The organism is Microcoleus sp. D3_18_C4, from assembly GCF_036702355.1.
GTDB lineage: Bacteria > Cyanobacteriota > Cyanobacteriia > Cyanobacteriales > Microcoleaceae > Microcoleus.
Map to the genome: position 1 here is coordinate 66,483 of NZ_JAUBTF010000007.1, position 26,493 is coordinate 92,975.

Below are 26,493 nucleotides of genomic sequence, written 5' to 3' on the forward strand. Positions count from 1 at the left end.
CAGCTAGTTAAAGAGAATTTCCCAACCAATAGTTGCTAGGGCTAAATCTGCGATCGCGTGGCTGATATAACTCGACCAAAGCGAACGGTAAGTCACATAAGAGTGCGACCAAATTATCCCGGCGGCGAAGACAGCTAATGAACCTAATAGCACAGCCTGCCAGTCGCTGTAAGCTGCTATTACAAAAATGTGGTGGAGGGTGAAAAATAGCGAACTCAGAAATATTGCTTTTGTGCCCGGTATGAGAATCTGGCACTTGTTGCAGACAAACCACCGCCAAGTAAATTCTTCAATCAGCGAGTTAACTAGCACAAAATATGCTTCTACAATCAAGTAAATAGTAGGGCTGCTAATACCTAATTGGTACGATTTTTCTTTAGCAACTACAGGATCGATCCACTGCTGACCGAAAAGGCTATAGATACCCAGAATTACCGCAAACATGAATATTCCCCAAATAGATCCAGCCAGCAATTCTTGGCGCTTGGGCAGGGATAAACTGAGCTTTTTGCGATCGACAAAAACAGACCACGCGATCGGAAAAACCAACAACCAAACTTGACAAAAGACTGACAGTGTTTGTCCCCAGCTTCCAGGGGCCATATACAAGGCTGCTATGATACCGATACTAGCGGCAGGGACAAGCAGTGTTAAAGCCAATAGTGCTGAGTTGCGATCGCCCATGTCCAACATTTTTCACGCTTCATTACAAAATTGGATTAATACCAAAGGTAAAAAATTGCGACGGCGGAGAGATTATACCATTTTCAAGAAACAATACAACTTTATGCCCAAATTCCCAACCCTTATGCAGTTAGTCATTCTCAAGGTTTTAATATAAAATCTAAAAGGGGATGAGTTTTGTGCCGCTTATAAAAGTGGCGCTTATTGGTTGTAAATAAAAATAGGCAGTTGCACAAAATTGAAGACTCCGCCGCGAAAGCTGTTCCGGTTGTAACAAAATCTTTATTCAAGCACAATTTGAGAATCTATTTGCATTTGCGGCTCTAAATAACATAATATAATCTAATCCCTAGTAGCTGTGTATTTTGGCTGAATGACGATCGCAATTGACTTTGGAACTAGCAACACCGTCGTCGCTCGCTGGAATCAAGTCCTCCAGCAGCCCGAAACTTTGAAATTACCGGGATTGTCGGCAATCTCGGCTCAAAATCCGCCCCTAATTCCCAGTTTACTCTACGTTGAGGACGCTGCTCAAAGTAAAGTCATACTCGGTCAGCAAGTCCGCGACAAAGGCCTGGATTTGAGTGGAGATTCTCGATTTTTTCGCAATTTTAAGCGGGGAATTGGCACTTCAGTTCAGGGTTTTGTGCCGGAACTTGACGAGCAACTTATTACTTTTGAACAAGTAGGCGAGTGGTATTTGAGCCAAATTGTAAACTCAATTCGCGAACTGCCTTTGCCGATCGACTCTTTGATTTTTACAGTGCCTGTAGATAGTTTTGAAGCTTACCGCCATTGGTTGGGCAAAGTGTCTCAATCTCTCGAAGTAGAACAGGTGCGGATGTTGGACGAACCTACGGCGGCTGCTTTGGGTTACGGTTTAGCCGATCGCGAAAATCTGTTAGTCATTGATTTCGGCGGCGGAACTCTCGATCTTTCTTTGGTGCGTTTGGACGCTTCCTCCAACAAAAAGCCCCTCGGTTTTATTCTTAAGTGGGGCGAAAAGCTATTAGCTGAATCTTCAGCGCAAAAAACAAAAGTTGCCCGGGTTTTGGCTAAAGCCGGACAAAATTTAGGCGGTTCTGATATTGATAATTGGCTGGTTGACTATTTTGTTCAAACAAAAGGGCTGGCAAAATCTCCGATTACAACGAGATTAGCAGAACGGTTAAAGATTCAGTTGTCTTTAGTAAATCAGGCAGTTGAGGTTTATTTTGATGACGAAAATTTTGAGAGTTACGAATTAGAATTAGACCGAAGTCGTTTTGAATCTATCCTCGCGGAACATCAATTTTTTGACAAACTAGACGAGTGCATGAATCAAGTATTGCAGCAAGCGCGGCGCCAAGGCTTAGAAATTGGCGATATCGATGCAGTTTTGCTAGTTGGCGGTACTGTACAAATTCCCGCTGTCGGGCGTTGGGTGCAGCAATATTTCGATCCGGCAAAAATTCGCTGCGACAAACCCTTTGAGGCGATCGCCCAAGGTGCTCTGCAACTGAGTCAAGGCATAGAAATCAAAGATTTTCTCTATCACAGTTACGGCATTCGCTACTGGAACCGCCGCGACAATTGCCACAGTTGGCACAGTTTAATCAAATCCGGCCAGTCTTATCCGATGAGCGAACCCGTAGAATTAGTCTTGGGAGCTTCTTTAGAAAGTCAGCCAAGTATAGAATTAATTATCGGCGAATTGGGAGCGGAAACTGGCGGCACGGAGATATATTTTGATGGCGACAGACTAATTACTCGCCAACTCGCGGGCCAAACATCGGTACAGCCCCTAAATGATAAAGAAGGAGCCCGCAGCATCGCTCAATTGACGCCACCTGGGTATCCGGGGAGCGATCGCATCAAAATCTTCTTCCGCGTTGACGAACAGCGCTTTTTGCGAATTACCGTGGAAGATTTGCTGACAAATGAAACTTTGTTAGAGGATAAACCAGTGGTGCAGCTAAGTTAAGGATAGACTTTACAGTTAAGGTGCGCTTCGGCGCACCCTAGTGATTGCGTTCAAAACAAAGTGTTAGAAGCAGATGAACTACAAACTAGAATGTCCACTCTCTCCTGAACTAGAAAAGTATCGCGACCGAATCGAAGCTACCATTAAACCTTACATCGAAATTCAAACCCAGAATAATGATGACGTTAATTGGTGGCAAAGTAAATTTGGGGGATTGCCCTATTTACCTAAAGGCTTTGAGTATCCAAAAACTCCTGACGGTAAATATTTATTTTTGCTAGCGCAACTCAACTTTGATGAAGTACCGCCTTTAGATGGTTTTCCCGATCGGGGCATCTTACAGTTCTATATAGCTGACGATGACCTATATGGTTTAAATTTGGACAATTCGGTCAATGCAGATAATCATACAATCGAAGACCAATTCAAAATAATCTATTTTCCTCATCCCGACTTCAAAGTGGAAAAGATTATTACCAATTATGATTTTTTGCCGGAACCAGAATATTTTCCTGTTCAGGGTTGTTGCGGCTTGCAATTTACTAAAAAATATGCGCCGATTAGTACCATTGACTACAAATTTACCGAACTCTTAGGCTCGGAAATCCATGAGTTATTTAGGAACCCTGAAATTGAGGATGAGTACCGAGAAACATCGCATTCCTGTGGTCATAAAATAGGTGGTTATCCTTATTTTACACAAGACGACGTAAGAAAATATAGTAATACATCTGAGCAAAAACAAAAGCTAGACATTCTTCTATTCCAAATGGATAGCGATGCCAATGAGACAGTAGATATCATGTGGGGAGACAGTGGTGTCGGTAACTTTTTTATTGATGAATCAGCACTCAGAGAATTAGATTTTAGTAAAGTTTTATACAATTGGGATTGTTGTTAAAAGCAGCAGTTAAGTAAGCACACCTAAAAAAACATAGTACCCAGAACCCCGACTTCTTTAAGAAGTCGGGGTTCTAACAGATTGAATAGTGTTTGACTATGCCCGATGCCCGATGCCCGATGCCCAATTCCCCATGCCCTAAACCTGAGATTTGTGCACCACCACGGGTGTGCCCACCGAGGCCCATTCAAATAGCCATTTAGCGTGATTGACAGCTACATTTGTGCAGCCGTGAGTAACGGGATTGCCAAACAAATTGTGCCAGTAAGCGCCGTGAATTGCCATGCCTCCGTCGTAATACATTGTATAGGGAACGTCGGGCACGTCGTAGTCCGGCCCAGTCATTCTAGTAACGCGGTGTTTGGTTTCAACGGCAAAGGTTCCCGTGCGGGTGGGAGTCGATGATTTGCCGCTGGAAATAATCACCGCATAAACGGGTGTATTTCCTTCCCAAGCTATTAACCTTTGTCTGGACAAATCTATTTCTATCCAGCGTTCGCTGGATTGCTGCAACAGCATAATTTTATTGGCAATTATGTTGTGCTGTTCGCTGGCAAATGCGGTCATTGAACCGCCGCAGAATGTAGCCAAAGTGAGGGCGCAGCAGGCACAGAAAGTTCCAGCGCGGCGGAAGTAAATTGAGTTAATAATGCTGTTCATTTCTCACACCTCGTACTATTTTAGATTTTAGATTTTAGATTTTAGATGGGCTTGTCCTATTTTAGATTGTAGATTTGAAATGTGGGATTTGGAAACTGGACTTAACAAGTTGTTAAGTTTTGGGAGAGAGTTCGGGCAATTTGGACGATCGCGCGCCAATCGCGATTTTCTACTAAGTGTTTAGGAAATAAGTCTCCGGCTAAACCAACGGCGATCGCCCCAGCGTCAATAAATACTTTCGCATTTTCCAGCGTCACCCCGCCAGTGGGAATTAAAGGAATGTTTCCCAGGGGGCCTTGCAGGCTTTTCAGGTAAGCCGCGCCTCCCAAAGCCGATATCGGAAACACTTTAACGCAGGTAGCGCCTGCTTGCCACGCGGTTACAATTTCCGTGGGAGAAAAAGCACCGGGGACGATCGGCACTCCGGCGTCAACTGCTGTTTTAATCATAGCTAAATCGGTGTGCGGAGTAAACAGAAATTGAGCGCCACAATCTATTGCTTGCTGCAACTCTTCTAAGTTTAATAAAGTGCCAGTGCCAATACTAAAAGTAGGGAATTCAGACCGGAGTTCGGCAATTAATTCAGCGGCTTTGTGGGTATTCCAAGTAATTTCAATAAACTGGATTCCTCCTGCTGCTACCGCTTTTGCCATCTGCCGAGCGAGTTCTTTTTCGGAGGAACGGATGACTGCGATCGCACGGTGTTTTTTTAGTTTTGTCAACCAAGATTGATGATTCATACAATTTTAGATTTTAGATTTTAGATTTTAGAATTCGGCGTGCTCAGTCGAAGGATTTTAAATTGGGCATATCCCAAATTTGAAACTCATATCATTCTGACTCGCCTCTAATTTTAATACAGGTTGCTAACTTCGATATATGGCCAATTACAATATGTGCGGCGTTCAATTTTTAACGGACAATCTAGGCAACAAAACCGCTGCAATTGTTAACCTCAAAAACTACAGAGATTTTTGAGCTGACGTGCTGGCTGAATGCGGCGAACAGACAGACTTTCAGTTTTTATATCAATTCCTGTTGTATCGGAATGATGAAACCGCTCTTGACACAGAGGATACAGAGAAAGGGAAGAGAGAGAGGAATACAGGACGATGCCAACGGATTTGATATTAGTTGATTCTCAAGGCTAAAAAGTCGCGGTGCTGCTTGACTTCCAGTACCCAGACGAACTCTGGGAGGATGTTGAGGACTGTCGGATTATTGAATATAGAAAAGATGAAAGAAGATTTCCCTGGGAAGAAGTTAAGCGCCAGCTTGAGGAAAAGGGTATGTTGAATGTCTGATTGCTTGGTCATTCTTTAGATTTAATCTAAAATCCAAAATTTAAAATCTAAAATCGATCGCACTCATAAAAAAATCGGGGCGATTCCAGACAATCCCAGAATCACCCCAATTATTGATTTCAAACTTTAGATTTAATCTAAAATCCAAAATCCAAAATCCAAAATTGATTAGGCGATCGTCGCCATTTTCACATCGCTATTAGCTAACAAATTTTGCAATTCATCAGCATCCACAGTTTCCTTTTCAACTAGCATATCTGCCAAAGCATTAAGGACATGGCGGTTGCCGACGAGTACATCTTTAGCGCGACGGTAAGCTTGCTCTACCAACAAACGCACTTCATCGTCGATCGTCGCTGCGGTTTCTTCAGAGAAATCGCGTTCAGCCATGATATCGCGACCCATGAACATATTGCCTTGTTGGCGACCGAGAGCTACAGGGCCTAGCCGATCGCTCATTCCGAAGCGAGTCACCATTTGGCGTGCTACTCTTGCCACTTGCTGCAAGTCGTTCGACGCACCGGTTGTTACTTCTTCTTCGCCGAAGACAATTTCTTCAGCAATGCGGCCGCCCAAAGCTACCGCCATTTGATTTTGCAAGTAAGAGCGAGAATACAAGCCAGAATCCATCCGATCTTCGCTTGGTGTGAACCAAGTCAAACCGCCAGCGCGGCCGCGGGGGATAATGCTAATTTTCTGCACGGGGTCATAGTCGGGCATCAGCGCGCCGACTAAAGCGTGACCGGCTTCGTGGTAAGCTACCAAAGTTTTGCGCTTTTCGCTCATCACGCGGTCTTTCTTTTCTGGGCCTGCGAGCACGCGGTCGATCGCATCGTTGACTTCATCCATCGAGACTTCGGTCAAGTTGCGGCGGGCGGCTAAAATTGCTGCTTCGTTGAGTAGGTTGGACAAATCCGCACCTGTGAAACCGGGTGTCCGGCGGGCGATTTTTTCCAAGTCCACGTCTTTCGACAAAGTTTTGCCGCGGGCGTGAACGTTGAGAATTTCTAGGCGGCCTCCGAAGTCGGGGCGATCGACCACAACTTGGCGATCGAAGCGACCCGGACGCAGCAGCGCCGCATCGAGCACATCGGGGCGGTTCGTGGCAGCAATCAGAATGATGCCCGTATTGCCCTCAAAGCCGTCCATTTCGGTCAGCAACTGGTTCAGGGTTTGTTCCCGTTCGTCGTTACCACCGCCCAAACCAGCGCCCCGCTGGCGGCCTACGGCGTCAATTTCATCGATAAATACGATACAAGGAGCGTTCGATTTAGCTTGTTCAAACAAGTCGCGGACGCGGGAAGCACCGACACCCACGAACATTTCCACAAATTCTGAACCGGAAATCGAGAAGAAGGGAACGCCTGCTTCTCCAGCCACTGCTTTTGCCAGCAGGGTTTTGCCAGTTCCGGGAGGGCCGACCAGCAGCACGCCTTTGGGGATTTTTGCTCCGACAGCAGTGAAGCGGTCTGCATTTTTCAGGAAGTCCACGACTTCTGCGAGTTCTAGCTTGGCTTGTTCGATGCCGGCCACGTCGCCGAAAGTCACCTGAGTTTGTGGCTCCATTTGGACTCTAGCTTTGGATTTGCCGAAGTTCATGGCTTGGTTGCCGGGCCCGTTTTGGGCGCGCCGCACCAGGAAAAACAGTCCGACCAAAAGCAGAATCGGGAAGAACAGGCTGCTGAGGGCTTTTACCCAGAAGCCTTCGTCGCTTTGGGGCAGAACTGAAATATCTACGTTATTTTTGGTCAGGATGTTGATCAGTTCGGGGTCGTTCGGCAGGTTAACGAGTACCTTGTTGCCGTCCTGGGCTGTGACCAGGGCTTTGCTGCGATCTGAACTGATATTTATTTTGTCTACTCTCTTGCCTTCGACTTCCTGAATGAATTGACTGTACTTCCAAACTTCGCGGCTTGGGGGCTGTTTGTCAAAAAAAGCCGTTGCTAAGGCAATGACTACAATAGCCAGCAGTGCGTACAGGCCAGCGTTTCTCCACCGTTTATTCACCGAGGTCGATCCTCCTAATTTTTAGTCCCTGTGATTTGGGAATTTTTATTTATGTTCATCAATCTTAACGTAATTGTAACTTGTTTTTGTGTGGTGAGGAATCCCGGCCATGCTGTGGCGGTCTGAGGTCGCGGGAACGGAACTGCCCTGCGCGGCGTCAGGAGATTCGGGTGTTGTCCTAATTTTTGCGTTTCCTCATACACTATAAGACAGAATTTGTCAATTTTTTCAAAAGTGGTGGCGATCGCGTTAATCCCTTTTTCGGTTAAATAGCCATGCAGAAACCGGGTTTGTTGACGGAAATACTGCACTTGAGTCTTTAATTGGAGTGAAAAATCCGGTTTCTTTGGTAGTGACGCGTAAGTTCTCTTAAACTCTTAAGTAAGGTAAAGTAGGACTGACCCAGAAACCAAGTGCGTTTACCAAAAATCGTCATTTACCTCAATAGTCTGAGCTCAAAAACCAGCTTTCTTTCGTAACTTAATTTGACTTCAAGGTTTTTTTGAGAAAACGCATTCCCAGATTAATAGCACAATGAATTAAGGAGAACATTCGATCATGACTTCAGAAATCAATCAAATTATTCCCGCAGAAATTAAGTACGATCAATTTTATCAGGCTATTAAACAAATAGCGAAAGAAGAAGATATCCAAACCATTTTAGAAATAGGGTCATCTTCCGGCGAGGGAAGTACAGAAGCATTTGTCACAGGAATTAGAGAAAATCCCCATCATCCTCAACTTTTTTGCATGGAAATTTCCCAGGCAAGATTTACCGCATTACAAAACAGATATGCTAAGGACGGCTTTGTAAAATGTTATAATGTCTCGTCAGTAGGAATTAATAAATTTGCTCGAGAAAAAGAAGTTATTGATTTTTATAATTCTTACCAAACTGCATTGAACCAATACCCCCTAGAACGAGTTTTAGAGTGGCTCCGACAAGACCTAAAATATCTCCAAGATTCTAGAGTGTCTCAGGCAGGAATTAAGCAAATAAAATCAGAAAATAAAATCATTTTTTTTGATGTTGTCTTAATAGATGGTTCGGAATTTACCGGGGAAGCTGAATTAGATGAAGTCTATGGGGCTAAATTTATATTGCTAGATGATATTAATACCTTTAAAAACCATAAAAATTACCATAGACTTCTCAAAGATCCTAATTATAAACTCTTATTGCATAATCTTCATCTGCGAAATGGTTATGCCATTTTCCAGCAAGAAAAATTTGCGTTTAATGAAGAACAAATCGAACAACGGCTTGTACAAAGATTAGTTCGTCAAGGGATGACTGTTTTCGACATTGGAGCAAATATTGGTAACTATTCTCTTTTGTTTAGTAATTTAGTCGGACGTGAAGGAAAAGTATATTCATTTGAGCCGACTTCAAATACTTTTAATACACTTAAAGGACGAACAGAAAATAATCAGAATATTTTCGTGTTTCAGAATGCAGTATTTTCCGAGAATAAACTGATTGAATTTAATGAATTTCCTGATGAGTTTTCGGTTTGGAACAGCATCGGCAGACCGCAGATGGAAAATCCCGAAAATCCCCAGGAATATGTACCTATTGTAAAAAGCGAAACCGTTAGCGCGATTACAGTTGATTCATTTTGTCAAAAACATAATATTGAGAAAATTGATTACTTAAAAATCGATGTAGAAGGAGCTGAAAGTGATGTTCTTAATGGTTGCCTGAATCTTTTAGCAAGAAAAGCAATTGAGTTTATTCAGTTTGAAATCTCTCAAAAAATGTTAGAGGGAATGCAGCACACCGCCAAAGAAACTTTTGATTTACTCATGGCTAATGGTTATGAGTGTCATTGTATAGAAAAAACGGGTGCGATTGGTGGAGCAGTTGTCAACTCTAATGCTTTCTATGAAAATTATATTGCGTTTCCATCACTTCCCCTTCATTTCTTTACCATTGTTCTCAATGGTGAACCGTTCATCCGTTATCATATTGATGTATTGAAAAAATTACCCTTTCGATGGCACTGGCATATTGTCGAGGGGGTGGCAGATTTAAAACATGATACGGCTTGGAGTGTCAATCTGGGCGGTAACATTTCTGATGATGTTCATCGCGACGGACGCAGCCTGGATGGGACTACCGAATATTTAGATGAACTGGCTCGTCTTTATCCCCAAAATATTAGCATTTATCGTAAGCCAGAAGGCGAATTTTGGGAAGGGAAACGAGAAATGATAAATGCTCCTCTTTCCCGGATTTCTGAAGAGTGTTTATTGTGGCAAATTGATGTAGATGAGCTCTGGACTTTTGAGCAGATTTGCCAAACTCGACAGATGTTTATTGAACATCCTGAAAAAACAGCGGCTTTTTATTGGTGTTGGTATTTTGTTGGGGAAAATTTAGTTATTAGCACTCGTAATTGTTATGCAAATAATCCTCAATATGAATGGCTACGCACTTGGCGTTTTAAACCAGGTATGGTATGGGCAACCCATGAACCGCCCAGATTAGCGGAACCCTTACCTAACGGTAAATGGCGTGATGTCGCGTTTGTTAATCCTTTTCGACATCAAGAAACCGAAAAAGAGGGGTTGGTTTTCCAACATTTTGCCTACGTTACCCCGAATCAATTGCGCTTTAAAGAGCAATATTATGGTTATAAAAATGCGACTTCCCAATGGTTGAATCTGCAACAACAGACTCAATTTCCTGTGTTATTGCGTCAATACTTTGATTGGGTTAATGATGAGAGTCAAGTCAATAGCGCGATCGCCTGTGGAGTCGAACCCATTGCACAACGAGATATTAGTACAAAAAGGTGGCAATTTAAAACTGTGTCTCCTTTACCTGCACTTGCTGTTAAGCCTAGTCAAAAATCTCCGACAATTCTCATTGATGGTGTATTTTTTCAACATAATAATACAGGTATTGCTCGCGTTTGGAAATCCCTCTGGCAAGAATGGGCCAATACGAACTTTGCTCAAAATATTATCATTTTAGATCGAAACGGAACTGCCCCAAAAATTCCCGGTATCCGTTATCGAACTATTCCCCTTTACGATTACGGTAATACCGATCGCGATCGCGCGATGCTCCAACAAATCTGCGATGAAGAAAAAGCCGATTTATTTATTTCTACTTACTACACGACACCAATTTCAACGCCATCGGTATTCATGGCCTATGACATGATCCCAGAGTTGATGGGACAAAATATTGGTCATCCCGAGTGGAGAGAAAAGCATAACGGTATCCGCCATGCCTGGGCTTACATCACCATTTCCGAAAATACAGCCCGCGATTTAGTTAAGGTTTTTCCTCATATTCCTTCAAGTTCTGTCGCTGTAGCGCACTGTGGCATTGATGCCAATTTTTCGCCAGCCGATAGAGAAGAAATTTCAGGATTTAAGTCAAAATACAGCATTACCAAGCCCTATTTTCTTTTGGTAGGCGAAAGGGTAGGCTGGCATGGTTACAAGAACGGGATATTATTCTTCAAAGCCTTTTCTCAACTTGCCAACAAGTTTGACTTTGATATAGTCTGTGCAGGTGGCAAACCTATATTAGAACCAGAGCTGGAATTGTACTGTTCTGGGAATACTGTCCACACGCTGCAACTAAGCGACAGCGAGCTGAGAGCTGCTTATTCTGGTGCTTCCGTGTTAGTTTATCCGTCGAAATATGAAGGCTTTGGGTTGCCAGTCCTTGAGGCAATGGCTTGCGGTTGTCCAGTCATCACCTCTCCAAACGGTTCGATTCCAGAAGTAGCAGGACAAGCAGCGGTTTATGTAAACGGGGATGATGTTATTGGGCTTGTCAATGCTTTGCGGGAAATACAGAAGCCCAATATCCGCAACTCATTAATTGCGGCGGGGTTAGAGCAAGCTAATAAGTTTTCTTGGTCGAAAATGGCTGCAACTGTTAGCTCACTTTTGCTTCAAGTAGCTGAGCGCGCACATTCGGAGAATGCTTCCGTTCAACAGCCAACTGATGCAGGCTTGCAGGGGGAATTCGGGAATGCTGAGAACTCCCAGCCTGTCCCCTCCGCTTTTAAAGTATCTGCGATCGTTTCTACTTACAATTCCGAAAAATTTATCCGCGGCTGCTTGCAGGACTTAGTAGAGCAAACGCTGTACAAACAAGGTCAACTCGAAATCATAGTAATTGACAGCGGTTCCCAAGAAAATGAACAGTCTGTTGTGCGGGAATTTCAAGCGAAATATCCGAATATTGTGTACGATCGCACTTCTGAACGCGAGACATTATATGCAGCCTGGAATCGAGGCATTAAGATGTCGCGCGGAGCTTACATGACTAATGCTAATACCGATGACAGACACCGCCCCGATGCCCTAGAAATCATGGCGAAATACTTGGATGAAAATGCCGAAGTAAGTCTGGTTTATGCTGACCAATTAATCACCAGCACAGCCAACGATACTTTTGTCAAAACCCAAGCAGAAAAGCGCTGGAATTGGCCAGCCTTTGACTACAGCGAACTCGAACGGCGCTGCATTATTGGCCCCCAGCCGATGTGGAGACAATCGCTGCACGAAAAATACGGCTATTTCCGAACCGAATTTACGGCTGCTGGCGATTACGAATTTTGGCTGCGGATTGGCAAAAGCGAAAATATTGTCCACTTGCCAGAAATTCTCGGCTTGTACTGCGAAAATCCACAAGGCTTGGAACATTCATCGCCAATATCGCAGCAAGAAACTCGGCAAATATGGGATGAATATGGGATCACCCGCCGAGGTGTAAAACCAGCCACTACATTACCTGTTTCAATCTCTCCATCACAACTAAATGCCATGCCCTTCCGCACCTCCGCAGAAACACTCGTCAGCGTAATCATTCCCTGCTACAATCACGCAACTTTACTCAGAGAAGCTGTTGAAAGTGTTGTCAGTCAAACTTATCCAAACTGGGAGTGCATCATTGTCAATGATGGCAGCACTGATGATACCAGCAACTTCGGAAAATATTTAATTAAACTGTATCCTCAAAAATCGCTTCGCCTCATAGATAAACCCAACACGGGACCCGCTGATTCGAGAAATCTTGGCGTTCAGCAGTCGTCAGGAAAGTTTATTTTATTCCTAGATGCTGATGATAAAATTCATCCCAAATTTTTAGAGGAGTGCGTGGAAATTTTATTAGCAAAGCCCAAGGTTGGTTTTGTCTATACAGATGTGCAACATTTCGGAGCAAACTGCGATTTAGTTGTTCACGGTGACTTTGATGCTAATCGGTTTTTGATAGACAATCAAGCCCCTGCTACTTCGCTCTTTAGAAGGGAGATTTACGAGCAAGTAGGCGGGTTGAAAAAAGTGATGAAGCTGGGATGCGAAGATTGGGAATTTTGGATTTCTGCCTATGAAAAAGGCTGGTTAGGCGATCGATTACCTAAGCCTTATCTCTATTACAGGCAGCACGGCGACGGCTCTAGCAGAACCCAAAAAATGGCAGGCGATCGCCCAAAATTAGACTTAATGAGAGCCACAATTATTCACCTACACTCTCAACTTTACAAACCAGAAGAAGTGCGTTGGTCACAGCAAATTTTGCAGCAACACGGCAATTTAATTGCTAATGAATTAGTGGAATTTAACAAACCCGAACAATTTTTAACTTTGCTGTCCCAATATGTGGGAGAGTATCAAAAAGACCAAGCTAATGAAGTAAACCTCGCTAACCTCCGCCAATCCCGGCAGCAACTTGCCAATTATTGGCTGAATCTGCCTGCAGAACAAGTGGCAAATGCCTATGGCGGTGATGCTGGTAAGGCGCAGCAGCTACTGCTAAACAGCAATATCAAAGATGAAGCGCTGACAGATGCCGAAAAGACTGTTATCGATCAACTAGCAGCACATCTCTCCCAGGGAGTTAAAACTCCCAAAGATATTAACTACCTACTGGCAGCCGCCCTCTATCGTCGTGCAGATCAGTTACTGCTGAACTATGAAAAGGCAGCTATACCTAATTGGTTTGTCAACGACTATCTCAAATTTATGTTTGCTGCGCCTACTCTCTTTCAAGAAATAGGAGAGGCTGACAATTATTGCCGGTATGTCCAGGGATGGGTCAGTTATTTGCATAGCAATATCTTCAAGAACCCAAACTCACAAGTTTGGCAGGACATCGCTTGGTTTTTCACTCAAAGTGCTAACTTTATTCCTCTGTACTTCAACAGTAAAAATCTCAAGGATATCTACACAAAGCGGGCAGATATTATTGAATATGCCGTGAAAAATCGTGGGGCTGCGATTGATTGCATTTTTCCGGCTCGACCTGCAAACAGGCAGAAAATTCGCCTCGGTGTGCTGACTAAACATTTTGCGGCGATGACGGAAACTTTCGCCACGTTACCCGCTTTTGAATATCTGAATCGAGAGCAATTTGAAATTATTTTATACGCTCTCAATCTCGACGGGAATAAACTAGAACAGTATTGTCAGAGTCGCGCTGACAGACTGGTTAAACTGTCTAATGACTTGCCAAGTCAAGTTCAGACAATCCGGGCTGATGACTTAGATATTCTGCTGATTGCTACTAATATTACTGCGGTTACTCATCCGATTAGTTTACTAGCATTGCATCGATTGGCGCGGGTACAAACTACCTGTTTTAATTCTCCCGTTACCACAGGAATTCGACACATTGACTATTACATTGCTGGTAAGTTGATGGAACCTGCACCTGAAGGACAGGAGCATTATCGCGAGGAATTAGCAACTATTGACGGGCCTGGTTGCTGTTTTAGCTATACCCTCGAACCTTACACCCCTAACATTAATTTCACCAGAAATAGTATCGGCATTTCCGAGGAATCGGTTGTCTTTATTTCAAGTGCTAATTTGTATAAGCTACTGCCGGAGTTAAGGGAAACATGGGCAAAAATTATTGCTGCTGTTCCTAATTCTGTGCTGTTTTTAATGCCCTTCGGCCCTAGCTGGACTAATCATTATCCTGGGGGGGCTTTTGTAAATAATATGAAAGCCGTTTTTGCTAAGTATGGCATTGAGAGTAACCGTTTGCGGGTGTTGAAGAGTTTTCCTAACCGTGCGGATGTTAAAGAAGTTCTGAAGTTGGGGGATGTTTATTTGGATTCCTATCCCTATGCGGGGACTACTTCTCTTGTAGATCCGTTAGAGGTGGGACTTCCAACGGTGGTTAGGGATGGCGATACTTTGCGATCAAGAATGGGGGCGGCGGTGGTACGATCGCTCTCTATGCCGGATTTAATTGCCAATAGCGAAGCATCTTACATTCAGCTAGCAGTTACTCTCGGCACTAATCGTGAACTTCGGCAACGCTATCGCCAGGAAATTCAGCAGAAAATGCAAGCTAATCCGGCTTGTTTTGACAGTGTTGCATACTCGGGGGCGATCGGCAAATTATTCCAAGAACTCTTTGGCAAATGGCAAGCCAGCCACCTGGAAGCATCCCGCAGCTTACAGGATAGCATTCCCAAGCAGACAGATTTGGGCGAGATGCTCTCGAATGCCCTCAAGCTTTACCAACGAAACTCCTCAAACATCTCAGCCATATCCGAATTGCGTCAAATCCGCAAACAAATCGCTGATTTTTGGCTGAACGTTCCCACGGAAAATCTCGAAACCGCCTACAAAAGTGCTTCAGGTAACAGCTATCAAATTCTGCTAAAGAGCGATTTCCAACGTCAACCGATGATGGAAAGCGAACAAATGTTTTTGCAGCAATTAACCCAGATTAGCAAAGGATTAGTCCATCCCAAAGCTGTCAACGCCTTGCTTGCCGCGATGCTATATTTCCCGCCGGAAACTATGCGAATTCCCGACGCTCGCAACCGTTTGCCGCACTGGTTAATTGGGGATTACGAACAAGTTTTTGAGAGTGAAGCCGCCGTCAAGTCTGATTCAACTTCTGACTTGCTCGCTCAATACATTCAATCGCCGCAATTTGTGAATCAACTGTTAGGATGCGTCAATCTTTACCGCATCGATCCGTCAGACGAATCGGTAGTTTTGGAACTCCGCCAAATCAGAAAACAAATGGCTGATTTTTGGCTGACTGTTCCTTCAGAGAAACTAGAAAATTTTTACCTAGGACAAGTTCGCAAGGGATATCAAGCACTTCTTAGCTGCGGCTTGCAAGCAGAATCGATGACTGAAGTCGAACAGCAGTTTTTGCACAAATTGACTGAAATGAGCAAAGGGTTGGTGCAGCCTCAAGCTATCAATGCTCTGCTGGGGGCGATGCTGTATTTTGTTCCTGGTAAAATGCGGGTTCCCGATGCTCGCACCCGCTTGCCGCAGTGGTTGCTTGAAGATTATGAAAAGGTGTTTGAAAGCGCATTTGCGACCACAGAACAAACAGTGGTCAAACAAGATTATATGCCGCAGTTTCTCAATGAATTAACTGCTGCCGTCAATCTCTATGAAATTGACCCTACGGCTGAATTGGTAATAGCAGATTTGCGACAAATTCGTAAGCAAATTGCCGATTTGTGGCTGAGCGTTTCCGGCGAACAAGTAGAAGTTTTGTACCGGAGCGATTTTGGCAAGGGTTACAAAGCAATGTTGGGCAGCGGGTTTATTAACGAGCCGCAGAATGAGAGCGAGCGCGCGTTTTTTAAGTCCTTGGTTGTTGAGTTGAGTAAAGGGTTTGGAACGCCTCAAGCTGTGAATAATTTGTTGGCGGCGATGCTGTATTGTCGCCCTGGACAGTTGCGGGTTCAGGATGCGAAGACTTGTTTGCCTGCGTGGTTGTTGGAGGATTACGAGCAGTTGGCTGGGGGTGCGGTTAAGGTGGCTGTTGGGTGATGAAAGGCGCAGGTTTTGAGATTTGGGATTAGTTGCTAATCTCAAATCTCAGGATGGAAACCAACCGCGAAGACGCTTATGACACGAAGGAAGAGAATAGAAGGGAAGAGAAAGATTGGAGAAATCATTGTCCCTAGCCGTAGTAATTCAATTTAACACAAGTTCTGGCTGCTGAGTCTCAAACAAGGGGCGAGTTACCTGACGCAGCAGCACTGTTTCTAAACTGCCTTCTACTACATTTTCTGCTTCTATTTCCAACTCACCCCACAATAGCCGATCGCCTTGATTGGGCATTTTACCTAAATTGTGGATCACGAATCCGGCGATTGTTTGGTAAGCTTGGTTAGTTGGCAGGTTTAATCCGAGTTTTTCGTTCACTGCTGTCACTTCCCATAGGCCAGAAATTAGTGCCGAATGAGCATCTTTTTGGACGAGAGTGGCCTGGGAAGGTGACAGCAGCGGTTGAGACTCTTTACTGGTAATCCAACCAGTCAGCAGCCGCACGGTACTGTTGAGAATTGCTAGCAGCGGCCACAGTAATTTTGAGCAGAGTTCGAGGGCTGGCATCAGCAGCAAAGCAGTGCGTTCTGGGGCGTGGGTTGCTAATACTTTGGGGATGAGTTCTCCTAAGACTATTTCTACGTAAGTTACTAAGATAAAAGCTGCGGGAACTGCGATCGAATGAGCAGTCAGCACGGCCGGCAAATGACCGATCGGCAATTTGTCGATCCACGGTTCGATCCAGTGTACAGTCGCTCCCTCACCCAACCAACCCAACAGCAAACTCCCTGCTGTTGTGCCAGTTTGAGTCACAGACAGGTAATGCGGTATGTTGTTCTGAGCTTGGTGGACGAGTTCGGCGGTTTTAGCGGTTGGGCGATCGTCCAAGTGGGCAAGTTGGCGGATTTGATGGCGATCGGCTGATACTAATGCTAGTTCTGACGCCACAAAAAAGGCAATTAAAAGTGTTAAGCCCACCAACATTGCTAATCTCAGCATTGTTTGAGCGACTTCTATTTCCAGGCAAGTAAGGTTGTTCAAGATAGATATCTAATATGATAGAGGTTTTAGCTTAATTCTTTTATTTTAGCTTGGATTCAGATAGCTTTATTCCCCGACATTTCGGATATCCCCACTACCCTTATTCGTAGGTGCGCCGAGGCACACCTTACCCGTAGAACTTGTGAACTCTTTTTCCTCTCTTCCTTCGCGCCCTTGGCGTCTTCGTGGTTCGTTTTAACTGAGATATTGCACGATTCTCAATTACTTGTTTAGGAACAGGCAAGATGCCTGTTCCACAAGAGATGATTTTTTTGTGGAACAGGCATCTTGCCTGTTCTTGACAATGGTGCAAGATGTGAGTTAAAAAAAGAATCTAATTCACAACACGGCAACTCATTGCTGTATCAACTCTCCCTTACTCCCCGGAGCGAGTTAATTTCCGTAAAAGTCTGCACCGGATCGGACTTCAACCCGCCTTGAATGTAATTCAACTTCACTTCTTCTAACAAATCCGACAGCAGCGACTGCAATTCCGCGAGAGTTTTCTCATCTTGCAATTCCCGCCGCAAACTTTGATTAAATTCTTGGCTGAAATTATCGAGAATTTTTCTACCTTTATCGTCTTCATAAGTAGTAGCTACCACATCAACAGCAGTTTGAGCCAAATAATTCGCTAACTGTTCCGTCATCTCCGTCGGCAAAATGTTAATCGGAGAGAAAGTTTGCAGGATTTGATAGAAATCCGACTGTTTGATTGTTGTTTCCAAATTGTGGTGCAGCAAATCTTCCAAATCCGGTTGCACTTGCGGCAAAACTTTGTAAATTGTCAGATCCAAAATCCGCTTGGTAATTTGTTCGATCGTATTTTCTTGATTGACGTGAAGGTACGGCTGCTGCGCCAGCAACATCTGCGCCGCGTCGCCCTGTTTGATCGAACTTTTAGCTTGATTGATAAACCGCACCATCATGTATTCCGACATCGTATTGGCTAAATAAGCCACCGGTTCGTAGGTAACTTGAGCAACTACGCGATCGAGATTTACCAAACCCGACTTGTGCAGCCGCACCAATACCGGCAGAATCCGCCACCCCTGCCAAATCGGGATCACCAGAAACACTTCGTACCAGCGCCTCAGCACAAAATTAAACCAAGTTACCCCCGGTTTACGGCGGGTGTGGAACAGACTTTTAATCAAAAATTCCGCACCAAAAAAACAAATAAAAAACGTATCTATTCGCCAAAACTGGTCAGCGCTTTTCAAATATGCGGGATTTTGCAAACTCGAATCAATGCCTTTAATCGGGTCATAAATTTTAACTAACCCCGGAAAATAGCTCTGATAAACAGGACGCAACTGAAGGTAACTGAAATGGAAAAGCACCAGCAAAAAATTGACCACCGCTACTAATGCGCTCATTTTGGCCCAAGAAATTGCTTTTTTGGACATTTTTACCTCGGTGTTGTTAACTGTTGTGTGGGAATCTGACATAAAAATAATCTTCCGAATTTGCTAATCGATAAATCTATCTTGTGGCTGAGGCTAAAAAACTCTTAACCTTGTATAATTCCTTATACTCAAAGTATAAGGAAACCAAATGCCGTGAAATTAAAAACAGTCATATCGCTGCTCAAAGAAACTTTTACTGAATGGCAAGAAGATAAAGCCCCAACCTTAGCCGCCGCCCTAGCCTATTACACAGTCTTCTCCCTGGCCCCGCTGCTAATTATCGTAATTGCGATCGCCGGTTTAGTCTTTGGTGCAGACGCAGCCCAAGGTCAAATCGTCGCCCAACTCCAAAGCTTAATCGGCAAAGATGGCGCCGAAACCGTCCAAGAACTAATCCTCAAAGCCTCCGAACCAAAGTCGGGAATGATTGCTACTTTAGTCGGTATCGCTACACTTTTGTGGGGGGCTTCCAATGTGTTTACTAATCTCAAAGAAGCCCTCAATACTATTTGGAATGTTTCACCGCCTCCCGGACGCGGGATCTGGGGATTTCTGCAAGATCGCGTATTGTCTTTTGCAATGATTTTAGGCATAGGCTTTCTACTGCTAGTATCTTTAGTAATTAGTGCCATTTTAGCCGCCGTTAGCTATTGGTTGAACGGCTTGCTGCACTTACCAGTCGGCATTTGGCAGATTGTGGACTTTGCTCTCTCCTTTGGCGTAGTTACGCTGCTTTTTGCCTTAATTTACAAACTTTTGCCCGATGTCAATCTTGCCTGGAATGATGTTTGGATCGGCGCCGCCATCACCTCAGTGCTATTTACGATCGGCAAATCCTTAATTGGAGTTTACCTAGGTGGTAGCGGTATTGCCTCTACCTACGGTGCTGCTGGCTCGTTCGTGATTATCTTACTTTGGATCAATTATTCGGCTCAGATTCTCTTCTTAGGTGCTGAGTTTACTCAAGTTTGGGCTAACCGCTACGGTTCCCTGATGCTGGCAAAACGCAAAAATTTGCTCAGCATTCAAGCTGAGGAATCCTCCGGGTCCAAACACCGGTAGAATTCTTAATATTAGATAGACAAAAATGCGATCGCTCGCTTTTGAGCCAGCCGGATGCCAGTACCTTGAAACCTATGTCAGTTGGGACGGCGAGGCCTGTCGAATCACTAAATTTTAGACTCAACCCATCGTCAAATCTGCCCGTGAACTTGACCGGGCGAACACTTAGTAGTATCACTGGATATGGTTGAAACCAGTTTATCTTGATCCCTATCGCTGCCCTTCGGTGATGACCGAAAAATTTGAAGTTTGCGATCGCCCCGAAAGAGATTTGTTTCCTTGCCAGTCCCCAATTTCAACGGTGAAACCAATCTCAAGTCCACAAACTGGGATATTTCAACCTGAACTGATATCAGGAGGTACTTTTGTACGCATCAAAACATCTGGGAAGCCACCTGCTCCCTATGTCAGACATGGAGCTAATTCGCCTGTGGGTAAACCGCAAATCCCCCCGCAACCGGCGCTTTAGCTGGCAGGCGGCCAACCATTTTCGAGTGTTTGTCGCAAAACCGCTGGCACAAGTTACTCTGACAGATGTGGAGACTTTCGCCGGAGCGATGAGAGCTCGGAAACTTCCACCGCGTTTCTACCAGCAAACCTTGCTAGCGCTGAAATCGCTGTTCGCCTTCGGCCAGCAAACGAAAATTTTGCCCGCAACACTCCCCCTTCACCGGTGGCCGGTTCTGCGCCGGAATCACTCCAAACTCCTTCGTTTTCAACTCTCTTGGGGTTTCTTAATCTGTTTGTGCTTTTTCTTAGGTCGAATGACGCCGAGGCTGCTGTGGGCACAATCGGTCTCGGCAGGAAGCTCGCCCGCCCCGAAACGCCTACCGGAAGTGGCGGCGCTCGATTCACCAGACAAACGAGAGGATAACATCGATCGCGATCGATCGCCCAAAACAGCAACCCTGAATTCACCAGATCCCAGACAGGATAGCAGACTCGATAGCATCAGCCCCGAACGTCGAGTCAAAGCCTTTCTCGACACGATTGCCGCCGCCGAAGGAACCGCTAGCCCCGACGGCTACCGCACCCAGTACACCGGCACGAAATTTGTCAGCTTTCAAGATCATCCCAGAGAAATGAGGTGCGGCCGTCGCTACGGCAAAAAACTCTGTTCCGACGCAGCGGGGCGATATCAGTTTCTCAGCACCACTTGGGACAGATTTGCCAAAAAATTTGGCGTCCCCGATTTCAGCCCAGAAAATCAAGATTTGATGGCTATAGAGTTAATCCGAGAAAAAGGTGCATTAGAAGATATAGAAGCGGGTCGATTGGAGTCAGCAGTCAGAAAACTCGCTTACATCTGGCCTTCTTTTCGGCGTTATGGCGGTTCTGTAGAATCATCGATGCCCAAACTCGAAGCAATGTACCTGCAAAATTTGGGGATTTACCGGCAAGGATTGGTTGTTAGCAATTAGTCAAAAGTTCAAGGACGAGTTTAGATTGGGGTTGGGCAATTTGGGATTAAATTTTGACATCCAAAATTGAAAATGAGGGAGTTATGGGTGATGTCTATTCTTCGGAAATTTAAAAATTAGGCTAATTTTCCATCTTCCATGTGAAGGATGCGATCGGCAATATCCAAAATACGGTTATCGTGGGTTACTAACAAAATAGTACAACCCTGTTCTTTGGCTAGTTGCTGCATCAAATTCGTAACCGTTCAGGGGGTGCGCCTGTGGCGCACCACCCCAAGAGGAGTTTAAGTATCAATATGTTGGAGAGCCGTTTGTGAGCTAACAAGAATGTAATCAGGAATTCTTTCGTGCATTAAATCAATTTTCCAGCATCACTTGTTGTCAGCAATCAAGTAACTATATAAAGCTAAATGAAAAATTCAAGCGTCATCTTCACTGTTCTTTAGACGGATGGAAGTAAAGAAGGAGCAGATTTACCTTCACGGTTATTGGCAACAGCAGTAGTGATAAACTCCAAGATATTGCGTTGTTGCGATTTAAGTGTGGTGACTACAGTTAGCATTCGTGCCACAAACATACTCCCAGCTTGGGTCTGCGAACCAAAACTGGTGCGCCGCCAGATCACAGCCGGACGAATTGCTCTTTCGGCAGCATTATTGGTTGGCTCCAAACCTGGAGTGGTCGCAAACAACCACATCGCACTCTCAACAGAAAGTAGTTGGCGACAAGTACGCACCGTTTTAGCCAAAGGGGTTTTCTCCTTCGACCCAATCGAGTAGTCAGCAGTTTGTTGTAACAGTGTGATTATTTGATGACGAATTTCTTTGATTAATTCGGCAAAATCATTACGACTAAGAGTGCCATCCCTCACCCTCTGCCATAACTTGAAGAGCTTTTCTTGTTGTTGAAGTAATCGAGTTCCCAATTCTGCCGATACTCCAGGACGTTCCGAGATTTTAATAAATTCTCTTTTAAGATGGGCCCAACATAATTGCCGACGTTCGATGTCTACCCAGTTGTATGCACCATACCTATCTGAGGTTAAAATCCCGCCAAAATTCTCACCCAGCAAATTTTGAGCTGCTTGAGTACAACGAGTCAATGCAATCTCAAAAAACGTCACCTGGGGTGTGACTGCTACCCATAGCCATGCCTGTCTTTGTTGTGGGTTGCCACCGTCAATATTAGCTTGATTGAAGCTGGTTTCATCGGCTGCGACAATTTCGTGTTGCTGGATGTAAAGTTTCGCTTGTGCCACACAATCGGCTACGGCATTGCTGGCTTCCTGCCTGAGTTTGTTGATTGTTCCCAAAGACATTGAGATCCCAAACAAGTCCGCAACGGCGCTTTGTACCATCCGGTGGCTGTTACGGTATAATCCACTCAATAATGCGATTGTTGCCACAACTCTCACACCGTATCCAGATGGGTTTACGTCGTCTGGTAGTTTGGCGCGAGTGGCAGTTCCACATCGCTCGCAGGTTAATTGGTGTAGGCGATGTTCGATTACTATTGGTTCAATCGGTGGAATATCAACTATTTGGTGGCGATAGGGGTTTGTATCTTCTCCACAAAGGCTTTCTCCACAACATGAGCATCTGACGGGATGATGCTCGATTACGGAAGTACATTTTTCTAGTGGGTATAAGTTCCGGCTGTTGCCCTGATGACCTGGCTGACCACCCCTTTTTTTTCCGGTTTTTTTCTGTGATTTGCGACCAAAGCCGGGTGGGTCACTTGACGGTGGTGATGATGAGTTTTTTGATGTTTGATTAACTTTTTCTTCTAATTGCTGTTGGGCTTCACGTAATCCCTGTGCCTGTTGTTCTAATATTTCAATCCGCAGCGCCATTAACTCCACCATTTTTTTGACGCTGGCGGGTGTCTTTTCCCAATCTTCCGGAGGGAGCTGCTCTATGATACTGGGGCAATTTTGTGCCATGAACCTTATACTACCAGATTTTGGTTCCTATTTTTGACGCCCGCCTTTCTCCCCAAATTCTTTACAACTCCTCTTGGGGTGGTGCGCCGCAGGCGCACCCCCTGAACGGTTACCCAAAATAATCGATCGCTCCCCTCGGATATAATCATCACCCGATTAATTGTCGGAGGACACGGCAGTGCCGTTTCCCTACCTCAAAATCATTGCTCATCCCCGCGAAAGATGTAACCATCGCCCGATTAATTGTAGGGAAACGGCACTGCCGTGTCCTAACTAGGGGTGATCTCAATATTCCTAATAAATTTAGCGTTGAAATACCGCGCTTAACAAAGTTAAAATTGTGCAGCCAAACAAAGCTTCAAATGTATATCTTCGCGAAGGTTTGTAAGGGTAAGAATTCCAAACGCGCAGTTTTCCATTAAAGCCGCGCGACGCTAAACTCAACGAAACTTGACGGTAGTTTTCCAAAGTTCGCTGAAGCAATTGCCCGATTAAAATGCTTAAACTCTGCATTCCCCGCTTCCAAGTGCGGTAGCCACAACGCGAGTTTTGGGCTATCCAAAGTTCATCGGCGATCGCCAATAAGCTAAAAATAAACCGATACATTAGTAATAGCAGTTCTGTGACCAACTCTGGACAGCGTAATTGTCTGAGAATCTGCAAGATTTCGGTAAATGGAACCGTCAAGAGAATGAAATACATACAGCTTGTCGATGCGAAGGCGCGGGCCAATAACAAGCTCACTTGGTATATTCCCGTGCGACTCACATACAGATAAAAAGTGCCGATGCTAATCCCCCAACCTTGCCAAATATCCCACTGAATTGCGGGGATTTGACTTAACTCAACCGCACCCAGCGCCAAAGCAGGCAAACTTGTCAGCAAAAACATCAACGGTAGCGACAGCAACCGCAAATACAGTTTCCCCGGAATACCCGCATAGACGACGATCCAGACAGCCAACCAAAGGCCGATCGACAATTGGACTATCGCCCCAGAAACTAGAGACAGAATTAAAAGGGCGATCGCAAATGATAACTTGTGAGATGGCGGCAACCCCCGCAAGCGATTTGTATAAGCGAGACTATCAATCTGATGGTTCATTCCGACGATTTATTATCAGACTGCTGCCGAGATTGCGATCGGCCTTTATACAACCCAATGACGTACCCAACTACGCCAGCCCCGATCGCCGCTTGAGACGCAAACAATAAACTTGAAATTTCTCCGCTAGCCGGCTCAAACAAGTGATTGAACCAAGGTTTATAACCCGGTTGAATTTCAGTAATTGCTTTCTTAGCTTGGTCATCGGCACCGCCATATTCACCCCGCACAAAAACGAGAGGAAACACTGCCAGAACAATTACAGCGCCCGCCAACAGCCAATTTTGCCGCGAAGTAGATTGGTGATTTTTTGTAGGTTTTTGATTCACGGCGCCTCACTCCTGTCTCAATAATTTCAAAGTTTCTAACTCCGGCTTCCCGTAAGAATGCAGCCAATTCCAAACCAATAGAGTCAGCAATCCCTCACTGATAGCCAGGGGTACTTGAGTGATAGCAAAGATGCCAGCAAACTTGAGAAACGAAGCCATAAAACCGCCACTAGCTGCCGGGAAAGCTAATGCTAATTGAATCGAAGTCGTCACATAAGTCAGCAAATCTGCCAAAGCCGCAGCACAAAAAATTGCCGCCCGCTGGCTGCCAGTTCGCAACAGCAATTGATAGATAAAATACGCAGCGAAAGGGCCGACAATCGCCATCGAAAACATATTCGCTCCCAGCGTTGTCAAGCCACCATGCGCTAACAGTAACGTTTGAAAAAGCAGAACTAAAGCCCCCAGTACCGCCATCACCGAAGGGCCGAACAAAATTGCACCCAAACCCGTACCCGTCGGGTGAGAACAACTGCCCGTTACCGAGGGAATTTTTAAAGCAGAAAGCACAAAAGTAAACGCACCCGCCAAAGCCAACAATAGTTTAAGTTCGGGGTGTTCTTTTGTAATACGAGTAATCGATCGCAAACCTACTGCAAAAAAAGGCAACGCCACCATCCACCAAAACGCAGCCCACTGCACCGGCAAAAAACCTTCCGAAATGTGCATAGCTGCGGCGGGCGTTGCCGAACCCAGGACAATATAACAACTCAAGCCAGCCATCAATCCTAAGCTGACTAATTTCCGATTTCTGGCCTTCACACTGAACCTCGCAGATGAGACTATGTAAACTAACACATCGGCGGGCATCCTGACTCAGAAAGCGACAAGACTTTCATTACAGTTGCGGGACAGCGCCGGACTTGCACCGAACTTTCCCCGTTTCCTCTAACGGCTGCTCCCCATTAGAACCGACTGGTTAGACATAGTTTAGTCGATCGCGTAAGTCTCAGCAAATCTTTTACAAAAATTCATTCAGATTAACTCAGTCGAGATTACCTATCATCTTCTCTTCTCTTCTCTTCCTTCGCGTCTTCGCGGTTCGTTCCATAAATACTATTGCTAAACAAATCAACGGTATAATCTTAGTGAGTTTTGAGGAAAGCCGCCATGTTAGATTACAAATTCCCCAGGCACTGGCCCTCCGCCGATGAACTACCAGACTCAGATGAAACGCCTGTGGATAACGAACTACAAGAACTAATACCAGGGTTGTTAAAAGCAATATTGCTCATACTTTGGGCAGAACGCATGGACTGGTTTTTTGGCATAGATATGGGTATTTATCATCACCCTGACGAACCGCCCATTGTCCCAGATGCTTTCTTAAGTTTAGGAGTAGAAAGATTTTACGACGAAGAATTGCGTCCCAGTTACGTGCTGTGGGATGAAAATGTTCTGCCTACTTTTGTGCTAGAAGTAGTTTCTCCAACTTATCGCAAGGAATACAGCACAAAGTTGGAGGAATATCAAGCTTTAGGCGTACTTTATTACGTCATTTATTCTTCCCGCCGCCGTCGTAAACCCCGTTTAGAAGTACACAAGTTAGTCAATGGAAAGTATGAATTACAGCCAGGAAATCCAGTTTGGATGCCAGAAATTGGTTTGGGGATTGGTTGTGAAAGGGGAAGTTATTCTGGGGTGACAAGGGAGTGGTTGTATTGGTATGATGCCGATGGAAAACGTTATCTGACTCCTGAAGAACAGGTGAAAGAATCCACGCAGCGCGCCCAACAGGAAGCCCAGCGCGCCGATCGACTAGCTCAGCGATTGCGGGAGTTGGGGATAGATCCTGATAATCTGGGCTGATGGCAATCAAGAGTACCAGACTGACCGACTCTAGACGCTCAGAAACCGGGTTTTGCAACCGATATCGATC

Annotated in this window: 17 protein-coding genes, 1 pseudogene and 1 riboswitch; of the genes and pseudogenes, 6 read left to right on the forward strand and 12 right to left on the reverse strand. The window is 44.9% G+C overall.

Translation table 11 applies throughout. The features are described 5' to 3' along the window. Positions 1–3: 3 nt before the first annotated feature. The gene (locus QUA90_RS05380) at positions 4–693 is read right to left on the reverse strand and encodes a type II CAAX endopeptidase family protein (RefSeq protein ID WP_333444223.1); all 690 of its coding nucleotides are present in this window, start codon (positions 691–693) and stop codon (positions 4–6) included. A 364-nt stretch (positions 694–1,057) separates the two neighbouring features. On the opposite strand from QUA90_RS05380, the gene QUA90_RS05385 reads away from it, so the two are divergent. Continuing rightward, complete coding sequence (locus QUA90_RS05385) at positions 1,058–2,647, forward strand: Hsp70 family protein (RefSeq protein ID WP_333444225.1); 1,590 nt, start codon at positions 1,058–1,060, stop codon at positions 2,645–2,647. 73 nt (positions 2,648–2,720) lie between these two features. Beyond that, complete coding sequence (locus QUA90_RS05390) at positions 2,721–3,548, forward strand: DUF1963 domain-containing protein (RefSeq protein WP_333444227.1); 828 nt, start codon at positions 2,721–2,723, stop codon at positions 3,546–3,548. Between the two features lie 138 nt (positions 3,549–3,686). On the opposite strand, the gene QUA90_RS05395 is transcribed toward QUA90_RS05390, so the two are convergent. The 4 genes from QUA90_RS05395 to ftsH3 all read right to left on the reverse strand — a co-directional run bounded on the left by QUA90_RS05395 (position 3,687) and on the right by ftsH3 (position 7,519). After that, positions 3,687–4,208 (reverse strand): L,D-transpeptidase, encoded by a 522-nt coding sequence (locus QUA90_RS05395; protein WP_333444229.1) that lies wholly within the window; start codon positions 4,206–4,208, stop codon positions 3,687–3,689. 101 nt (positions 4,209–4,309) lie between these two features. Next, on the reverse strand, positions 4,310–4,948 hold the full coding sequence (locus tag QUA90_RS05400; RefSeq protein WP_333444231.1) for a bifunctional 4-hydroxy-2-oxoglutarate aldolase/2-dehydro-3-deoxy-phosphogluconate aldolase: 639 nt from the start codon (positions 4,946–4,948) through the stop codon (positions 4,310–4,312). A gap of 390 nt (positions 4,949–5,338) precedes the next feature. Then, positions 5,339–5,524 carry a hypothetical protein gene (locus QUA90_RS05405; RefSeq protein ID WP_333444233.1) on the reverse strand — a complete coding sequence of 62 codons (186 nt, stop codon included), beginning with the start codon at positions 5,522–5,524 and terminating at the stop codon, positions 5,339–5,341. A 156-nt stretch (positions 5,525–5,680) separates the two neighbouring features. Further along, the gene (ftsH3, locus tag QUA90_RS05410) at positions 5,681–7,519 is read right to left on the reverse strand and encodes an ATP-dependent zinc metalloprotease FtsH3 (RefSeq protein ID WP_006633639.1); all 1,839 of its coding nucleotides are present in this window, start codon (positions 7,517–7,519) and stop codon (positions 5,681–5,683) included. Positions 7,520–8,077: 558 nt separating this feature from the next. On the opposite strand from ftsH3, the gene QUA90_RS05415 reads away from it, so the two are divergent. After that, positions 8,078–16,306 (forward strand): FkbM family methyltransferase, encoded by an 8,229-nt coding sequence (locus QUA90_RS05415; protein ID WP_333444235.1) that lies wholly within the window; start codon positions 8,078–8,080, stop codon positions 16,304–16,306. Positions 16,307–16,453: 147 nt separating this feature from the next. Here QUA90_RS05415 and QUA90_RS05420 read toward each other — a convergent pair whose 3' ends face one another. Next, entirely contained in the window at positions 16,454–17,347 is an 894-nt protein-coding gene (locus tag QUA90_RS05420; protein WP_333444237.1) for a CNNM domain-containing protein, read from the reverse strand. A gap of 365 nt (positions 17,348–17,712) precedes the next feature. Continuing rightward, the gene (locus QUA90_RS05425) at positions 17,713–18,798 is read right to left on the reverse strand and encodes a hypothetical protein (protein ID WP_333328896.1); all 1,086 of its coding nucleotides are present in this window, start codon (positions 18,796–18,798) and stop codon (positions 17,713–17,715) included. A gap of 111 nt (positions 18,799–18,909) precedes the next feature. Between QUA90_RS05425 and QUA90_RS05430 the strand changes: the two genes are divergently transcribed. Both QUA90_RS05430 and QUA90_RS05435 read left to right on the forward strand, forming a co-directional pair. Beyond that, positions 18,910–19,818, forward strand: coding sequence for a YihY/virulence factor BrkB family protein (locus tag QUA90_RS05430; protein ID WP_333328893.1), 909 nt, complete (start codon positions 18,910–18,912; stop codon positions 19,816–19,818). Between the two features lie 404 nt (positions 19,819–20,222). Then, the gene (locus tag QUA90_RS05435; protein ID WP_333444239.1) at positions 20,223–21,239 is read left to right on the forward strand and encodes a glycoside hydrolase family 104 protein; all 1,017 of its coding nucleotides are present in this window, start codon (positions 20,223–20,225) and stop codon (positions 21,237–21,239) included. Positions 21,240–21,355: 116 nt separating this feature from the next. On the opposite strand, the pseudogene QUA90_RS05440 reads toward QUA90_RS05435, so the two are convergent. From QUA90_RS05440 to QUA90_RS05460, 5 genes and pseudogenes are all read right to left on the reverse strand, one after another. Next, a pseudogene (locus QUA90_RS05440) lies at positions 21,356–21,481 on the reverse strand (ABC transporter ATP-binding protein); the annotation flags it as partial. 200 nt (positions 21,482–21,681) lie between these two features. Further along, positions 21,682–23,181, reverse strand: a complete 1,500-nt coding sequence (gene tnpC, locus QUA90_RS05445; protein WP_333444241.1) for an IS66 family transposase — start codon at positions 23,179–23,181, stop codon at positions 21,682–21,684. Positions 23,182–23,484: 303 nt separating this feature from the next. After that, complete coding sequence (cbiQ, locus tag QUA90_RS05450) at positions 23,485–24,285, reverse strand: cobalt ECF transporter T component CbiQ (protein WP_333444243.1); 801 nt, start codon at positions 24,283–24,285, stop codon at positions 23,485–23,487. Next, positions 24,282–24,614: an energy-coupling factor ABC transporter substrate-binding protein gene (locus QUA90_RS05455; protein WP_333444245.1), complete on the reverse strand. Its 333-nt coding sequence runs from the start codon at positions 24,612–24,614 to the stop codon at positions 24,282–24,284. The genes cbiQ and QUA90_RS05455 overlap by 4 nt, the downstream gene beginning before the upstream one ends. A gap of 6 nt (positions 24,615–24,620) precedes the next feature. Then, positions 24,621–25,337, reverse strand: coding sequence for an energy-coupling factor ABC transporter permease (locus tag QUA90_RS05460; RefSeq protein WP_333308964.1), 717 nt, complete (start codon positions 25,335–25,337; stop codon positions 24,621–24,623). Between the two features lie 61 nt (positions 25,338–25,398). After that, a riboswitch (cobalamin riboswitch) is annotated at positions 25,399–25,545 on the reverse strand. Between the two features lie 179 nt (positions 25,546–25,724). Between QUA90_RS05460 and QUA90_RS05465 the strand changes: the two genes are divergently transcribed. Next, positions 25,725–26,423, forward strand: a complete 699-nt coding sequence (locus tag QUA90_RS05465) for a Uma2 family endonuclease (RefSeq protein WP_333444247.1) — start codon at positions 25,725–25,727, stop codon at positions 26,421–26,423. Positions 26,424–26,493: the final 70 nt, after the last annotated feature.

Bases quoted from the DNA above. Each gene is read 5' to 3' on its own strand.
- QUA90_RS05400 (WP_333444231.1), bottom strand. From the start codon at position 4,948: ATGAATCATCAATCTTGGTTGACAAAACTAAAAAAACACCGTGCGATC.
- QUA90_RS05395 (WP_333444229.1), bottom strand. From the start codon at position 4,208: ATGAACAGCATTATTAACTCAATTTACTTCCGCCGCGCTGGAACTTTC.
- QUA90_RS05465 (WP_333444247.1), top strand. From the start codon at position 25,725: ATGTTAGATTACAAATTCCCCAGGCACTGGCCCTCCGCCGATGAACTA.
- cbiQ (WP_333444243.1), bottom strand. From the start codon at position 24,285: ATGAACCATCAGATTGATAGTCTCGCTTATACAAATCGCTTGCGGGGG.
- QUA90_RS05390 (WP_333444227.1), top strand. From the start codon at position 2,721: ATGAACTACAAACTAGAATGTCCACTCTCTCCTGAACTAGAAAAGTAT.
- QUA90_RS05460 (WP_333308964.1), bottom strand. From the start codon at position 25,337: ATGGCTGGCTTGAGTTGTTATATTGTCCTGGGTTCGGCAACGCCCGCC.
- QUA90_RS05385 (WP_333444225.1), top strand. From the start codon at position 1,058: ATGACGATCGCAATTGACTTTGGAACTAGCAACACCGTCGTCGCTCGC.
- QUA90_RS05435 (WP_333444239.1), top strand. From the start codon at position 20,223: ATGTCAGACATGGAGCTAATTCGCCTGTGGGTAAACCGCAAATCCCCC.
- QUA90_RS05405 (WP_333444233.1), bottom strand. From the start codon at position 5,524: ATGACCAAGCAATCAGACATTCAACATACCCTTTTCCTCAAGCTGGCG.
- QUA90_RS05380 (WP_333444223.1), bottom strand. From the start codon at position 693: ATGTTGGACATGGGCGATCGCAACTCAGCACTATTGGCTTTAACACTG.
- QUA90_RS05415 (WP_333444235.1), top strand. From the start codon at position 8,078: ATGACTTCAGAAATCAATCAAATTATTCCCGCAGAAATTAAGTACGAT.
- QUA90_RS05425 (WP_333328896.1), bottom strand. From the start codon at position 18,798: ATGTCAGATTCCCACACAACAGTTAACAACACCGAGGTAAAAATGTCC.
- tnpC (WP_333444241.1), bottom strand. From the start codon at position 23,181: ATGGCACAAAATTGCCCCAGTATCATAGAGCAGCTCCCTCCGGAAGAT.